Origin of the sequence: Chryseobacterium sp. BGARF1 (genome assembly GCF_001677955.1) — a bacterium.
Lineage (GTDB): Bacteria > Bacteroidota > Bacteroidia > Flavobacteriales > Weeksellaceae > Chryseobacterium.
This window is the reverse complement of record NZ_LELA01000056.1, coordinates 1-16,198: the sequence shown is the minus strand read 5'-3', so window position 1 is coordinate 16,198 and position 16,198 is coordinate 1. Positions and strand designations below refer to the sequence as shown.

At 33.5% G+C, this 16,198-nt stretch carries 16 protein-coding genes; 10 read left to right on the top strand and 6 right to left on the bottom strand.

From position 1 onward, the window contains the following. Nucleotides 1-8: 8 nt before the first annotated feature. From AB671_RS11090 to AB671_RS11075, 4 genes are all read right to left on the bottom strand, one after another. Nucleotides 9-614: a fumarylacetoacetate hydrolase family protein gene (locus AB671_RS11090; RefSeq protein ID WP_066675799.1), complete on the bottom strand. Its 606-nt coding sequence runs from the start codon at nucleotides 612-614 to the stop codon at nucleotides 9-11. Between the two features lie 390 nt (nucleotides 615-1,004). Then, complete coding sequence (locus AB671_RS11085) at nucleotides 1,005-1,403, bottom strand: DUF2007 domain-containing protein (protein ID WP_066675801.1); 399 nt, start codon at nucleotides 1,401-1,403, stop codon at nucleotides 1,005-1,007. Between the two features lie 158 nt (nucleotides 1,404-1,561). Next, entirely contained in the window at nucleotides 1,562-2,326 is a 765-nt protein-coding gene (locus AB671_RS11080; RefSeq protein WP_066675802.1) for a 3'-5' exonuclease, read from the bottom strand. A gap of 80 nt (nucleotides 2,327-2,406) precedes the next feature. Continuing rightward, nucleotides 2,407-3,120 (bottom strand): CDP-alcohol phosphatidyltransferase family protein, encoded by a 714-nt coding sequence (locus AB671_RS11075; protein WP_066675803.1) that lies wholly within the window; start codon nucleotides 3,118-3,120, stop codon nucleotides 2,407-2,409. A gap of 213 nt (nucleotides 3,121-3,333) precedes the next feature. Here AB671_RS11075 and AB671_RS11070 point away from each other — a divergent pair, with 213 nt between their 5' ends. The 9 genes from AB671_RS11070 (at nucleotide 3,334) to AB671_RS11030 (ending at nucleotide 14,254) form a co-directional block, all read left to right on the top strand. Beyond that, a complete protein-coding gene (locus AB671_RS11070; RefSeq protein WP_066675804.1) occupies nucleotides 3,334-5,262 on the top strand; it encodes an LTA synthase family protein in 1,929 nt (642 codons plus the stop codon). A gap of 144 nt (nucleotides 5,263-5,406) precedes the next feature. Continuing rightward, complete coding sequence (locus AB671_RS11065; protein WP_066675806.1) at nucleotides 5,407-5,826, top strand: DUF2147 domain-containing protein; 420 nt, start codon at nucleotides 5,407-5,409, stop codon at nucleotides 5,824-5,826. A gap of 110 nt (nucleotides 5,827-5,936) precedes the next feature. Next, a complete protein-coding gene (locus AB671_RS11060; RefSeq protein WP_066675807.1) occupies nucleotides 5,937-6,917 on the top strand; it encodes a pyruvate dehydrogenase complex E1 component subunit beta in 981 nt (326 codons plus the stop codon). 124 nt (nucleotides 6,918-7,041) lie between these two features. Beyond that, on the top strand, nucleotides 7,042-9,033 hold the full coding sequence (locus AB671_RS11055) for a KUP/HAK/KT family potassium transporter (protein ID WP_066675808.1): 1,992 nt from the start codon (nucleotides 7,042-7,044) through the stop codon (nucleotides 9,031-9,033). Nucleotides 9,034-9,109: 76 nt separating this feature from the next. Next, nucleotides 9,110-9,583, top strand: coding sequence for a Fur family transcriptional regulator (locus AB671_RS11050; protein WP_047399628.1), 474 nt, complete (start codon nucleotides 9,110-9,112; stop codon nucleotides 9,581-9,583). Between the two features lie 3 nt (nucleotides 9,584-9,586). After that, nucleotides 9,587-11,329 carry an OstA-like protein gene (locus AB671_RS11045; RefSeq protein WP_066675809.1) on the top strand — a complete coding sequence of 581 codons (1,743 nt, stop codon included), beginning with the start codon at nucleotides 9,587-9,589 and terminating at the stop codon, nucleotides 11,327-11,329. Between the two features lie 282 nt (nucleotides 11,330-11,611). Continuing rightward, nucleotides 11,612-12,787: an aspartate aminotransferase family protein gene (locus AB671_RS11040; protein ID WP_066675826.1), complete on the top strand. Its 1,176-nt coding sequence runs from the start codon at nucleotides 11,612-11,614 to the stop codon at nucleotides 12,785-12,787. A 190-nt stretch (nucleotides 12,788-12,977) separates the two neighbouring features. Then, on the top strand, nucleotides 12,978-13,364 hold the full coding sequence (locus tag AB671_RS11035) for an START-like domain-containing protein (protein WP_066675814.1): 387 nt from the start codon (nucleotides 12,978-12,980) through the stop codon (nucleotides 13,362-13,364). A gap of 80 nt (nucleotides 13,365-13,444) precedes the next feature. Further along, nucleotides 13,445-14,254, top strand: coding sequence for an aminotransferase class IV (locus tag AB671_RS11030; protein ID WP_082987287.1), 810 nt, complete (start codon nucleotides 13,445-13,447; stop codon nucleotides 14,252-14,254). Nucleotides 14,255-14,485: 231 nt separating this feature from the next. Here the strand turns inward: AB671_RS11030 and AB671_RS11025 are convergent, their stop codons facing one another. Beyond that, complete coding sequence (locus AB671_RS11025; RefSeq protein ID WP_066675818.1) at nucleotides 14,486-15,034, bottom strand: YqgE/AlgH family protein; 549 nt, start codon at nucleotides 15,032-15,034, stop codon at nucleotides 14,486-14,488. Nucleotides 15,035-15,058: 24 nt separating this feature from the next. Between AB671_RS11025 and pdxH the strand changes: the two genes are divergently transcribed. After that, nucleotides 15,059-15,700 (top strand): pyridoxamine 5'-phosphate oxidase, encoded by a 642-nt coding sequence (gene pdxH / locus AB671_RS11020; protein ID WP_066675821.1) that lies wholly within the window; start codon nucleotides 15,059-15,061, stop codon nucleotides 15,698-15,700. 87 nt (nucleotides 15,701-15,787) lie between these two features. On the opposite strand, the gene AB671_RS11015 is transcribed toward pdxH, so the two are convergent. Next, entirely contained in the window at nucleotides 15,788-16,099 is a 312-nt protein-coding gene (locus AB671_RS11015) for an HU family DNA-binding protein (RefSeq protein WP_066675824.1), read from the bottom strand. Nucleotides 16,100-16,198: the final 99 nt, after the last annotated feature.

Below are 16,198 nucleotides of genomic sequence, written 5' to 3'. Positions count from 1 at the left end.
TGATAATGTTACATAATTCTTATATCTAAGATTTTTTCGTCTTCCAGATAGGCTTCCAAAACATCATTTTCAGATACTTTTCCTACCCCTTCCGGAGTTCCTGTAAAGATTAAATCACCCACTCTCAATGTAAAATATTGAGAAACAAAAGCGATAATATCATCAATGCTGAAAATCATATCTTTTGAATTTCCGTTTTGTACTTTCTCTTTGTTTTTGAGAAGTGAAAAATTCAAAGATTCAAGATTGTAATTTTCTTTTTTAAAGAAACTGCTCACAACTGCAGAACCATCAAAACCTTTTGCCAGTTCCCACGGAAGACCTTTAGATTTTAGGTCGCTTTGCAAATCTCTTGCGGTAAAATCAATCCCTAAACCAATTTCCTCATAATGTTTGTTGGCGGTTTCTTTTTGGATGTATTTTCCACCTTTTGAGATTTTCACCACCACTTCCAATTCGTAATGTACATCATTGGAGAATTCAGGGATATAAAAATCGTTTCCTTTCAAAACCGCGGTGTCGGGTTTCATAAAAATCACAGGCTGATCGGGAATAGCATTTCCCAATTCTTTTGCGTGTTCGCTGTAATTTCTTCCTATGCAGATTATTTTCATAATTTATTTATTTGTCATTGCGATGAATGAAGTGAAGAAGCAATCTCAGAATCATTCATTGCTAATTATTTATTGTTAATGTTTTTTTAGAAGCTTTTTCCCGCTTTTCACTCTATCTTTTTTGCATCCGTCTCCACTTCGTTCCGTCTGCAGCAAAAAAGGATGCCGTTGCAATCGGGGCTAAGAAAATTGTGTGTTAAAAACCACCACGTCAAAAATTTCTTTGAAATTTTCGTCACCCCTCCAAAGGAGGGAAATTCTACATGTCATTTAAAATATGTCATTACGAGAAGTGTAATCAGCCTGTGTTAAGCTTATCGAAATAAATCAATCTTAAATTTATCCTCAATCATTTAAACTTCCATCACCCAACATCCCGCTTCCAACATATTAATGCGTAAACACATTCTCACAATAGTAACACACGTATTTATCGCTTGAGAGCAAAGAAATTCCAAAGAAACTTGTCGAGCTATCATCTTTATAGATATGGTTTGAACCACATTTCGGACAGATAAAATCAAACTCGGGATGTTCAATCGTATGTTCTACTTCAAGAGCAAACTTTTCATTTTCTTTATAATCAGCTAAGACTTTTTCGGCGTTTTCAAAATCATCTTCAAAAACCTGCAGCTGAATTCTACCAACAGCTTGAGATAATAACCAATCGGATTGTATTAATTGCTCATTTGCAATAAAACTATTGATATCATTTTCTGCAAGAATTTGTTTGTCGCGATTGGCTTCGAGTGCAGTTTCGTAAAACTTAAACTTAACTAAATTGTTCATCTTTTAAATTTTTATCATTCTTTACCGCAAAAGAAACAAAGAATGTGCTGAAAATAAAATTACAAAGTTTTCAAAGAGTAAATGCATTTATTGCTTTGTTTTCTTTTGAAATATTTCACTTTACAAAAGGTCTTTTGCCTCTTTTGCGGTTAAAAAAATTAAAATTTACTTGAAAGCTGAATTTTAGTAAATACCTTTTTTGTGTACAAAGGGAAATCAGCATTTTGTAGCCATCCGAAATAACCCAGATCTTTTTGGAAAACTTCTTTTACAACTTGACCTTTATATTTTCCAAAAGCAAAAATCTCCTGATTTTTTGCGTTGTAATGAATCATTCCTGCTAAATCTGCAAATTTATTCTGAGTAGAAAACTCACTCAATTCAGCAATTTCGTTAGAGATATCATCATATTTTCCAACTTGCGCATCCAAAACTTCAAACGTTGCCAAAACATCAGCTTCCGCAGAATGAGCATTTTCTAAAGTTTTACCACAGTAAAACTGATAAGCAGCACCCAAATTTCTAGGTTCTTTTTTATGAAAAATTGTTTGTGCATCGACTAATTTAAATTTACTTAAATCAAAATCAAATTCTGCACGAAGTAATTCTTCAGCTAACAAAGGAACATCGAAACGGTTCGAGTTAAAACCTCCCAAATCTGTTCCAGTGATCATTTCAACGATTTTCGGAGCAATTTCTTTGAAAGTTGGCGCGTCTTTGATGTCTTCATCATAAATTCCGTGAATCTCACTTGATGAAACAGGAATTGGCATTTCAGGATTTACTCTCCATGTTTTGCTTTCTCTTGAAGAATCAGGGTTTACTTTTAAAATACAGATTTCAACAATTCTGTCTTTTCCAACGTTGGTTCCTGTTGTTTCAAGATCAAATACGCAAAGAGGTTTATGCAGTTTTAAGTTCATTTTTTATAATTTGAAAATTTGAGAATGTATTAATTTGAATGGAATCTGGATAAAACTTCCAGTTTCCATCATCCAGCTTTTTACTTCAGCTGTTTTTGAAATAGGATTGAAATAAAAATATAGTAAAGAATAACCATTGGAATTCCGACAATTTTAAATAGTGCTAAAATAAGAATTGAGCCAATCAGTAAAGCTAATTTTGGATAATTATCCTGCAACTTCATCGATTTGAATTTCATGGCAATCATTTTAATCGGACTAATAAGGATCCAAGAAGAAATTACAGTAAAGATCAATAAAAACAATGCATTTTCAAGAAGGAAACTAAAGCTTTGGGTTTCTTTGAAAGCATAAAATAATCCGAAAATTAAAATCGTATTTGAAGGTGTATTTAAACCTTTAAAATAATATTTCTGCTCTTCGTCAAGATTGAAAATAGCCAGTCTCAAACAAGAAAAAAGCGTTATTAAAAATCCGAAATATTTAATTTCAAAAGGAAGTGGCATTCCGAAAAGTTCATTTCCGAAAGGTTCCAACATTTTAAACATCGCCAATCCCGGAATAAATCCGAAACTTACCATGTCTGCTAAAGAATCTAGCTGGGTTCCCAAATTGGAATTGGCTTTTAAAGCTCTCGCCACAAAACCATCGAAAAAATCTAAAACCAATGATAGAATAATGCAGATTGCAGTCGTTTGGTAATCACCTAAAATCAAATGTACAGCACCAACGCAACCCGAAAAAAGGTTGCCCAGCGTAATGGCGTTTGCCAGATTGTTCTTAATGAAATTCATAGCAGCAAAATTACATTTTTTTAAAATTTTAACCTTAATTAATATCAACTAAAAATTAGAATCCTATGAAATCGCTATAACTAACAATGAAAGATAAGTTAATATAATATTGGCGATTACATATGCCCTTAAAAAAAATAAATATCGACATATGAATTTAACGTAATTTTGCAACCGATAAATAATCGACTTTTAAAAACAATACTATTTAAAATGAAATTTTTCAAAGAATTCAGAAAAGAAGAAATCCTTGTTTTGTGTTACAGACTTTTCTTGGCTTTTGTTTTTTATCAGATTGCAAGACTTTTGTTTTGGTTTTTCAATAAAGATTTAATAAAAGTAGACAGTGTTGCAGACTATCTCAGTCTGGCTTATCACGGGATTGCTTTTGATACAACTGCGATATTGTATGTGAATGCTTTGTTTATTTTGTTGAGTTTAATTCCGATTGTTATCAATACGAAAAGCGGCTATCAAAAGATACTGATTTGGCTATATTTTATAACCAACGGAATTGCGTATGCGATGAATTTTGGCGATTTTATTTATTATAAATTTTCTCAGGCAAGGCTTACTTCTGCAGCTTTTCAGGTGGCAAAACACGAGACGAATATTTTAAAAGTATTCACTGCTTCTGTCACAGAGCACCCTTTTGTGATTATTTGGTTTGTGTTTTTAATGGCTGCATGGGTTTTTCTGTATAAAAGATTTAAAATCAATTATAAAAAACCTGTAAAGCTCATTCCTTATTTTATTTGGTCTGTGGTGACTTTGTGTATTTCTGCGGTATTAATTGTTGGCGGGATTAGAGGTGATTTCAAACATAGCACAAGACCTATTAATTTGGTAGATGCAAATAAATTTGTTAAAACTCCGCTTCAGGGGAACCTAGTTCTGAATTCTACTTTTTCGTTTTTCAGAACAATGGGAACCAATAATTTTAAAGAAGTTCAGTTTGTCAATCAGAAATTTATTGATGAAAATATCAATCCCTATAAAACTTACGACAGACAGGTTCAGGATAAACCAAACATTGTGATTTTTATTGTGGAATCTTTCGGTAGAGAATATTCGGGAGCTTTTAATAAAGATAAAAACATCAAAGATTATGTTTCTTACACACCGTTTATCGATAGTTTGGCAAATGAAAGTCTTATTTTTCCTAATACTTTTGCCAACGGAAGGCAATCAATTCATGGAATGAGCAGTATTTTGGCGGGAATTCCGAGTTTGATGGATGCTTTTACGAGTTCGCCTTATTCTAATCAGAAAATTCAGTCGATTGTTTCTGTTTGTAATGATATGGGTTACGATACATCATTTTATCACGGTGCTCCGAATGGTTCGATGGGATTTTTAGGTTTTGGAAATATTCTTGGTTTTAAACATTATTTCGGAAAAGACGAATACAATCACAATGAAGATTTTGATGGAATGTGGGCAATTTGGGACGAACCGTTTTTACAGTATTTTGCTAAGAATGTAGGAAAATCGCAACCTTTTATGGCAACCGTTTTTACAGCATCATCACATCACCCTTTTAAAATTCCTGCAAAATATAATGGAAAATTCAAAAAAGGCAAAATTGAAATGCATGAGCCAATACAATACACCGATTATGCAATTAAAGAATATTTTGAAACAGTTAAAAAGCAACCTTGGTTTAAAAATACCATTTTTGTGTTTACAGGAGACCACACCAATCAGGTTTATTATTCGGAATACGAAAAAGCAATGAACCGTTTTGCAGTGCCGTTGATTTTCTATTCTCCAAATCCTGAATATCAATTAAAAGGAGTGAATGATGAATTGGCACAACAAATTGATATTTATCCTACGTTGGCAGATTTGATTGGATATAATAAAAAAATAAGAAGTTGGGGCAGAAGTCTGGTGAGCGAAAAAAAATATCAGCCTTTGATTGTCAACTCAGACGGAACTTCGGAGCAGTTTATTTACGGAAACTATATTTACAGATTCGATGGTAAAAATATCGTCGGAATTTATGATAAAAATGATTTAGGTTTTGAAAACAACCTGAATGATAAAATAAAATCTCCGGAAACCGAAAAAGGAAAACAAGTGGCAAAAGCGTGGTATCAGGATTATATGAGTCGTGTCATCAATAGAAAGCTGAACTAATTTTTAATTGTTTAATTTTTGGAATAGTTTTTTCGACTGTTATATATGCAAAGGATAATAAAAATGTTTGTGCGTTTAAAATTTATGTCTATTTTTAACTAATTAAGAATTTAAGAATCTATAATTTAAATTAAACTCTATAATATGAAAAAATTATTAGCAACATTTGTACTTTCACTATTCAGTGTGATGTCATTTGCCCAAATCGAAGGAAAATGGAAAACCATAGATGATGAAACTAAACAGGCGAAATCTATCGTTGAAATCTACAAAAAATCTGATGGTAAATATTACGGAAAAGTATCTCAGTTATTGATTAAACCAGCAGATCCTAACTGTACGTCTTGTAAAGATGACAGAAAAGGGAAACCAATTTTAGGATTGGAGATCATCAGAGGATTAGCAAAAGATGGTGATGAATTTACAGGAGGTACCATTACAGATCCTAAAACAGGTAAAACATATAAATGTACCATCACCAAAAGCGGAGATAAGCTAAATGTAAGAGGATATATGGGTGTTTCTATTTTAGGTAGAACACAGGTTTGGCAGAAAGTAAACTAATCAGTTTAAAATAATATTAAATATTAAGGCAACTCAGCAATGAGTTGTCTTTTTTGTTATGTAAATAATAAAAAAACACTATTTTTGTACTCTAAATTTTTCAAATAAATATGGCAGAACATACTTTTCGTGAAGTGATTGCGCAGGCAATGAGTGAGGAAATGCGTAAAGACGAATCCATTTTTCTAATGGGAGAAGAAGTTGCAGAATACAATGGTGCATACAAAGCTTCTAAAGGAATGCTGGATGAGTTTGGTGCTAAGCGCGTAATCGATACACCTATCGCAGAACTTGGTTTTACAGGAATTGCTGTAGGCGCTGCAATGAATGGTAACAGACCAATTGTAGAATATATGACATTCAATTTTGCTCTTGTTGGGATCGATCAGATCATCAACAACGCAGCAAAAATCCGTCAGATGAGTGGTGGTCAGTGGAACTGTCCGATTGTTTTCCGTGGTCCTACAGCTTCTGCAGGTCAGTTGGGAGCAACACACTCTCAGGCTTTTGAAAACTGGTTCGCAAACGTTCCGGGTCTTAAAGTAGTAGTTCCTTCAAACCCTTATGATGCGAAAGGATTATTAAAAACTGCAATTCAGGATAACGATCCGGTAATTTTCATGGAATCTGAACAGATGTACGGTGACAAAATGGAAATTCCTGAAGAAGAATATTACTTACCAATAGGAAAAGCTGATATCAAAAGAGAAGGTACTGATGTAACTTTGGTTTCTTTCGGAAAAATCATGAAATTGGCTCTTCAGGCAGCTGAAGATATGGCTAAAGAAGGTATTTCTGTAGAAGTTATCGATTTAAGAACAGTTCGTCCTTTAGATTTCGATACTGTTTTAACTTCAGTAAAGAAAACAAACAGATTGGTAATTTTAGAAGAAGCTTGGCCATTTGGTTCTGTATCTTCAGAGATTACTTATATGGTACAGCAAAAAGCATTTGATTACTTGGATGCACCAATCAAGAGAATTACTACTCCTGATGCACCTGCTCCTTATTCAGCTGCTTTATTTGCAGAATGGTTCCCTAAACTTGAAAAAGTAAAAGAGGAAATTAAAAAAGCGATGTACGTGAAATAATTATCATGCGATTATAGAAAAAAACTTCCGAAAGGAAGTTTTTTCATTTATACAATGCATGACTAATGTGACGGTGGCTGATAAATTTAATATAAATTTGCGCTTTTAAAAATAATAAGCTGACATGGCAGAAGTTACAGAAGGAGGTCATCATATAGACCTTAAAAAGCTTTCATTTGTGGGAGTTATCGTTTCTCTAGGGATTGTTTTCGGAGACATTGGTACATCACCGCTTTACGTAATGAAGGCAATTGTCAATGCAAGGAAAGATGGCTCTACAATGCCTTTCGACACTTATATTGAAGGCGCGCTTTCTTGTATTATCTGGACTTTAACACTTCAGACAACACTTAAATATGTGATTATCGCTCTTAAAGCTGATAACCGTGGTGAAGGTGGAATTTTAGCATTATACTCTTTAGTTAAAAAACTAAAAAAGAAATGGCTCTACGTCGTCGCCATCATCGGAGCATCCACTTTGGTTGCAGATAGTGTAATTACTCCTTCTCTTACAGTGATGTCTGCAATTGAAGGGCTCAAAATATACAATCCCGAAACGCCGGTTGTTTTTATTACCTTATTTATTCTCTTCATCGTTTTTGTTGTACAACAATTCGGAACGGCTTCTATCGGTAAATTCTTCGGACCTATCATGGTGACGTGGTTTTTGGTTTTGGGAGGTTTCGGTTCAATGCATATTTTTGATCACATCGAAATTTTAAAAGCATTCAACCCAATGTATGCTTATAACCTAATCACGCATTCACCAAGTGCAATTGTGATTATGGGGGCAGTGTTTTTATGTACAACCGGAGCTGAAGCTTTATATTCAGATTTAGGACATTGTGGCGCAAAAAACATCCGTGTAAGCTGGATTTTTGTTAAATTAATGTTGATCCTTAATTATTTAGGACAAGGAGCTTGGTTATTAGACAACTATGAAAAAGTTTTCACGGGAGTCAATCCTTTCTTTGGAATTATGCCGGAATGGGCAGTTTTACCGGGAGTAATTTTAGCAACTTTAGCGGCAATTATTGCGAGTCAGGCGGTAATTACAGGTTCGTTTACGATGTTTTCTGAGGCAATGTCGATTTCATTCTGGCCAAACCAGCACATCGAATATCCTTCGGGAGTAAAAGGACAAATGTATATCCCAAGGATCAATTGGGGGCTAATGTTTTTCTGTTTCATTGTTGTTATTTTCTTCCAGAAATCAGAACACATGGAAGCAGCCTATGGTTTAACAATTACCATAACGATGTTGATGACAACGATATTATTGACATATTGGTTGAGCCGAACAAGACTTAATAAAGTATTCCTTTTTGGTTTCGTAGCGATTTATCTTTTCCTTGAATCAGGATTCTTCTATGCGAATGTGATTAAATTCTTCGATGGAGGTTGGTTAACAATGGTTCTTGGTGGATTTATTGCAATTTGCATGTATGCTTGGTATAATGGAAGATTATTAAAAGCCAATTTTACAAGCTATGTGAAGATTGATAAATATGTGTCTATCATCAAAGACATGAAGCTAGATGAGACCATACCAAAATATTGTACCAATCTTGCCTATCTGAGCCGTGCCAAACGAAATGATGAAATAGAATCGAAAATTATTTATTCTATCATCAAAAAACAACCGAAAAGAGCGGATCATTATTTTATTCTGAGTATTGTCAATCAGGAAGATCCATATACTTTCAAATACAGTATAGATGAAATTTTGCCGGGAACAATTTATAAAGTAAATTTCCTTTTAGGGTTTAAAGTAGACCGTAGAATTAACGATTATTTCAATATGGTGTTGAAAGATTTAATGGCAGACGGAACGATTCCTTCACGAAGCAGTCATCCTTCGTTGAGAGCTCATAATATTCCACCAGATTTGAAGTATGTCATCATAGATAACACCTATATCAACGATATTCTTTTGACGGTAAAACAGAAAATTACGTTAAATATTTATAATTTTGTTAAATATATCGGTAGTGATGATTTTAAATCTTGGGGTGTTACCTCACACAATGTTGTCGTAGAATCGGCTCCATTAACGGAAGAAACGATTTCGAGCAGTAAGATTCAACAGGCAGAATTTAGAAGATCTAATTTTTAATATTTGCATTATAGAGCTTAAATGAATGATATTGATTTAAATAAAAATCGATAAATTTGTAGGAATAAATTTTTTAATGGATACTTTACAAAAAGAAAAAAATATAGCTTTAATAAAAGACGTTTTACGAAATTATTTACTTGAAAAAGGATTTCGTAATACGCCTGAACGATACACAATCTTAGAAGAGATCTATAATATGGATCATCACTTCAATGTAGATGATCTGTATCTTCTGATGATGCAAAAGAAGTATCATGTTTCTAAAGCTACCATTTACAATACCATCGAGATCTTTCTTGATGCAGGCTTGATTCGTAAGCATCAGTTTGGTGAGAAAACGTTAACTTCATCTTCTTATGAGAAATCTTATTTTGATAAGCAACACGATCATTTGGTGATTTACAAAAAAGATTCAGACAAAGAGATTGAAGAAATCATCGAGTTCTGTGATCCCAGAATTCAAGGGATCAAAGAAGCAATAGAAGGAGCTTTTGGCGTAAAAATTGATTCTCATTCGCTGTATTTTTATGGCACTAAGAATGATTGATCAATGAGACTGGTTCTTTTTCTATTCCTATTTATTTCCTCGTTTACTTTAGCTCAGGTTACACCGAAACCTGCGCAGCGCGACCCTTATTTGCAAAATCCTGTGAAAAATCAACCACAGAAAAGTAAACCGGGAGAAAAAGTGCATATTAAAAATGCTGATGAAATCAGTAAAGATACTAAGTATGATGGTAATCGTTATCTTACCGGTAATGTTATCATAGAGCACCAGGGCTCTATCCTTTCGGCGGATGAAGTGGTAATGTATGATGAGGAAAATTTTGTAAAAGCTATTGGCAATGCAAAACTTATTAACTCCGATGGTTCTGTAATTACCTCTTCGGAAATGGAATACGACGGGAATACCCAAAAAGGTGTTGCCAGAAAAAATGTTGTTTTAACCGATGTTAAAGGAACGATCATTAAAACTGAAACAATGTATTACGACAGGGTTTCAAATCAGGCCTATTTTAATACGGGAGGTACTATCAACGATGGTAAAAGTACTACTTACGCAAAATCTGCTACTTATTTTCTTACGACACGTACAATCGATCTTACGGGAAGGGTGAAAATTGTAGATAAAGATTATACTTTGGAAGGTGATAATGTAGTTCAGAATCAAAATACAAACATCGTTACCATCAACGGTTATACGGTAATTACCAATAATAAGAACCCTAAGAACAGAATTGTTACTGAAAAAGGAACTCATAATATGAATACCAAAGAGTCTTTTCTTACGAAAAACTCCAGGATTTATTACAATGACAAAATTCTTACTGGTGACGAGATGTATTACAATCAGCTTAATGGTTTCGGAAAAGCAACAGGAAATGTCACGCTTGATGATCCTTTAGAGAAAAGATACATGAAAGGAGGTTATGGTGAAATTTACGAAAAGAAAGATTCGTCAATGATGACCAAAGAACCTTATGCGGTAAAGATCTTTGAAAAAGATTCACTTTATTTTGCCGCAGAAAAAATTCTTTCTTATCAAAAACCTGATACCGCAGATATTACTAAAAAGAAAAGTTATCTGAGGGCTTTCAAAAAGGCAAGAATTTATAAATCGAATGCACAAGGAAGAGCAGATTCTATTGCTTTCAACGAAACAGACGGAATTATGCACATGTACACTGATCCTATTTTGTGGAGCGGTGAAAAACAAGTGACTGGTGATAAAGTAGAAGCGTATTTTAATGCTAAAACTGAAAATATCGACTCTTTAAAAGTAATTGGAAACGGTTTTGCGATTGCAAAAGTAGATTCGTTAAATCTTTTAGACGAATTTCATCAGGTAAAAGGAAAATTGATGACGGTGTATTATGAAGGTCCGGATATTAAAGAAATTAAAGTAATCGGAAATGCTGAAGCAATCACCTATGCTGATGAATTTAATAAGAAAACTAAAGTTAATGATAGGATTGGGGTGAATGTATCACTATGCGGGATTATCGGCGCATTGTTTGATCAACGTCAGCTACAGATTATTTCTTGCAGTATTGGTGCGGTTGCAAAAACTTACCCAATGAGCCAGATCTCCCCAGCGCAGAAAAAATTTGAAGATTTCAATTGGAATACCAAAGACCGAATACGGAAATGGCAGGATATTCTCGTCGACTCGCCAAATTATGAAGAAATAAAGTATGAATCTAATGATGGACTTTACAACAAAGTACAGGAAGAGGCAGAAAAAGAGAAAGCAAAAGAAGAAGCTAAAAAACCTAAAAGGGTAAGAAAATAAATATCAAAAGACCAGTTGTAAAGCTGGTCTTTTTTGTTTGTGTAAAGACGAACCTGTTTTTGGAGAGCCTTGTCAAGGTTTTAAACCTTGACAAGGCTTAATCTTAATTAGACGCCTGACTTGATTAAATTACACGTCTCAATCTAAGAAGTTACACGTCTCATTTAAAGAACTTAGACGTGTAAGTTGAAATTTGAACAAATACAGATAATAATCACCTGTGAAATTTCTACATCTGATGAATGTTTTTTAGCTTTGCCTAAAATTTTTCATACAATGGAAATGCAAAACGATTTTTTTAAATATCAGGCTCAAACGACGCAATTTGCAGCGGGTTTTGAAGTGGAAAAAGCAGAAGGAAGCTATATTTTTGGAAAAGACGGAAGAAAATATCTCGATTTCGTAGCGGGAGTTTCTGCTAATACTTTGGGGCATTCGCATGCGAAAATTGTCACTGCAATCAAAGAACAGGCAGATAAATACCTTCATGTGATGGTGTATGGCGAATATGCTCAGGAAAAACCTGTTGAATTATGCAAATTATTAGCTGAAGCAACTCCGGATCCTTTAGAAATTACTTATTTGGTCAACAGCGGTGCAGAAGCAATTGACGGAAGTTTAAAACTGGCAAAAAGATATACCGGAAGAGAAGAAATCGTTTCTTTCAAAAACTCTTATCACGGCAATACACATGGTGCTTTAAGTGTTTCAGGTCATGAAGGTCACAAAAGAGAATTCCGTCCTTTGTTGCCGATGGTTTCTTTTATTGAGTTTAATAATGAAAATGATTTCGATAAAATCACAGAAAAAACTGCCTGCGTAATTCTAGAAACCATTCAAGGGGCGGCCGGATTTTTAGTTCCGAATAATGATTATTTAGTTAAACTAAAAAAGAGATGTGAAGACGTAGGTGCGCTTCTTATTTTAGACGAAATTCAGCCTGGCTTTGGAAGAACAGGGAAACTGTTTTCTTTTGAGCATTTCGGTATCGTTCCGGATATCTTGGTAATGGGAAAAGGAATGGGAGGTGGAGTTCCTGTAGGAGCTTTTATGAGTTCTAAAAAGATCATGGAAACCTTGTCTCATTCTCCAAAATTAGGTCATATTACGACGTTTGGCGGAAATCCTTTGATTGCTGCAGCTTCTTATGCAACTTTAAAAGAAGTTTTAGAAAGTGGTCTGATGAATGAAGTTGATGAAAAAGAAAAACTGTACAGAGAACTTTTGGTTCATCCAAAAATTAAAAATATCAACGGGAAAGGTTTGATGCTTGCGGTAAATCTTGGAACTCCTGAATTTACACTTAATGTTGCTAAAAAATGTATGGAAAAAGGTTTGATCGTTTTCTGGCAGTTATACCGAAACGAATACCTGAGAATTTCACCACCTCTTACCATTTCGAAAGAAGAAATTACAGAAGGATGCAAGATTATTCTTGACGTTTTAAATGAAGAATAATTGAAAATAAACGAGTTGTGAAACCATCGTTTTCGAATAAGTTTTTTGAGATAATTTCATCTTGAATATCAGAATTATTTTCATTTTGAAGCAATGGAAATAATTCTGATAAAAATCATAAAAATATAGATATAATTTTGCGTAATGAAAAAATTAATTTATATATTGCGTGACGTTAAAAACAAGTTATATGGCGAAACATAAAGTCCATTACGAATTCCCAATGCACTGTCTTTCAGAGATTTTGTACGAATATTTAGCAACTGCTGAGGGATTGTCTGAATGGTTTGCGGATGAGGTAGTAGAGAAAGGTGATGATTTCTTTTTCAGTTGGGGTGGAGGTCCTGCTGAAAAGGCGACTTTAATCAGATATAAGCCTGAAGGTTTCGTACGTTACAGATGGGAAGAAGATGAAGGAACAAAAAACTTCTTCGAAATGACCATTACAATTGATGATATTACAGAAGATCTGGCTTTAAATATTACAGATTTTTGTGAAGAAGGTGATGAAGAGGAAAACGCAATGTACTGGGAAAACCTTATCGAAAACCTAAGAATAAAATTAGGTGCTGCTTAATTCATAAGTAGTACTGTTTTAAATGAACAAAACTGATGAACGATTTATCGTTCATTATTTTTTTATAAAAGAATTAAATTTTGAAAAATACCTATTTTACTTCTGAAGAACTTGAATTGAAAAACCGTGCGTTTCTTTCTGGAGATGCTGTGAAGGTTTCTTTTTTTATTAGAAATTCAAAATTGATCATGGATGAAGAGTGCTATTTCTTTTTAATGGCTTCCATGAGAAAAATGAGAATGAATATTCCTCTTTCTTACACGCTGGAGTTTTTTCAGAATCTTTTTAATACAAAAGTAATTGAAGAAAGCGGTATTCAGAACGGGATTATCAATTTCTTGGTATTCAGAAATTCAGACGGAATTACTTTGTCTAAATCTTCTGTTTCTTATTATTTTGAAGTAGATGAAATGGATGATGTGCTTTCTATTCATCAAAGACCTTTAGAATTAGATTTAATTAAGGAAATTAATGTCAATAACAATCTTTTAAGTAATATCAGAGTTCATTGCCCTGAAAATATTTATGGTGGAATTTACGCGCAAGAAAATGACTTGGATGATGTAATCTTATTAAATCCTAACAAAAGAATTGCACGTTCTACCACAGGGAATCTTTTATTCTTGGAAGGAGATGTAATTAAAATACCAAAACAGTCTGAGGGAGCTTATATTTCGCCTTTATTGGAGAATTTTGTAACCTTCTTACATAAAAATAATCTTGCAGATACTCAGGAGCATGAAATTATTGCTTTTGAATCTCAGAAAGCAGAAGAGATTCTATTGATTTCAGATGAAAAAGGAGTCTTTTCAGTAAAGAAAATTAGAAATAAAACTTTTGAAAGCACTCGTTTCACCGAATTGGTAGAAAGCTGGAGAAATAGTTTCTAAAATTGACAAACCCGGTAAACAACATTAAAGTCCTTTACCGGGTTTTATTCTGATTGAGATCAGAAATTGTATTTTATTTTTGTAAAGCTTCTAAAAGTAAACAATCATGTTTTACCGCTTTCATAGTACTTGTTTTTACGTTAACAAATAACGTGAAAAGTATCTTAAAAATTATACAATAAAAGCTTAAAAAATTGTTAAAATTTAAATCGCTTCAATGTGAAGTAATGATTAGTTTAACGAAATGTCTTCCGGAGCATTTGCCCACAAAAGATATTCACCGCCAAGATTCTGCATAATAGATTTCCACAAAGTATGGTCATTAGGAAGTGTGTAATCTAGATTATAAACATCTACAACGGTCCAGACTTTCTGCAGAACTTCATTTTCCAGCTGTGATGGTGACCATCCTGAATATCCTGAAAATATTTTTACATCCTGAATGCTGATTTCATTCTGCAAAACAGCATTGATGATTGTTTCAATATCTTCAGTAAGATAATATTCATTATTAATTTCGGTAAAATTCTCAGTTACTTTTTTTCCTTTAATGATAAAAAAGACTTTATCGTTTTCTACAGGACCACCATCGTAAACTTCAATCTCAAAATCGAAGAAGTTTTTGAAACGATTACTCATTTTACTGTTTTTCTTATTCAGTATCAAACCAAATGCTCCACTTTCGGAATGGTCTATAATCAACACGACCGATCTTGAAAAAATATCGCCGGAAATATCGGGTGTGGAAATTAATATTTTACCTTTGTATGAGTAATTCATACTCAAATTTAATAAAAATTATTTATGGAAAACCTCCACGATAAAAGAAAAATCTACGAAAAATCTCAACTTATTGAAACTGAGATTAAAGAGAATCCTATCGAACAATTCAGAGATTGGTTTTTAGATGCTTCTGAAAATCCTTCCGTGTCTGAAGCTAATGCAATGGCGGTTTCTACATTAGAAGAAGATGGTTGCCCGCGTACAAGAATGGTTTTATTGAAAGAATATACTTACGAAGGTTTTATTTTTTATACCAACTACGACAGCCGAAAAGGAAAAGCGATTGAAAAGACACATAAAGCCTGTCTTCATTTTTTTTGGCCAGGTTTAGAAAGACAGATTATCATCAAAGCAAATCTTGAAAAAATTGCAGAAAACTTAAGTGATGGTTATTTTCATTCAAGACCGAAAGGCAGTCAGCTTGGTGCGGCAGTTTCTCCTCAAAGCCAGGAAATTCCCAATAGAATGTTTTTAGAAGAAAAATTAAAAGTCTTAGAACAGGAATATGAAAATAAAGAAGTTCCCAGACCAGAAAATTGGGGCGGTTATATAGCGAAACCTTACGAAATAGAATTTTGGCAGGGTAGACCAAACCGATTGCATGACAGAATTATCTATACATTGGAAGATTTCGATTGGAAGATTTCCCGACTGGCACCATAATTTTTTAATTCATACAGCCGGTTGCTGTATTATTTATAACAAAAAACCCCATCAGATGATGAGGTTTTCTTTTTTATAATCACAAGATTATTTTTTCTTTTTACCAGCTGCAGGAGCGTTTGCCATTGCTACAGCCGAAGATAGATCTGCACCAGCTTTAAATTTAGCAACAGTTTTAGCTTCAATGTTGATTGGCTTTTTAGTAGCAGGGTTGATACCTTGTCTTGCAGCTCTTTCAGATACTGAGAAAGTACCGAAACCTACTAAAGATACTTTTCCTTCTTTTGTCTTTAGCGTAGTAGTTACATTAGAGATGAAAGATTCTAAAGCTGCTTTAGCTGCTACCTTAGTAATTCCTGCGTCTTTTGCGATTGCGTCGATTAATTCAGACTTGTTCATAATTTTAATATTAAAAGTTAGTTAGTTATAGAAGCAAATTTAAAACAATTTTCAAATTGTGCAAATTTTTTGTAAAAACTTATTGATTTTTTTTACAAT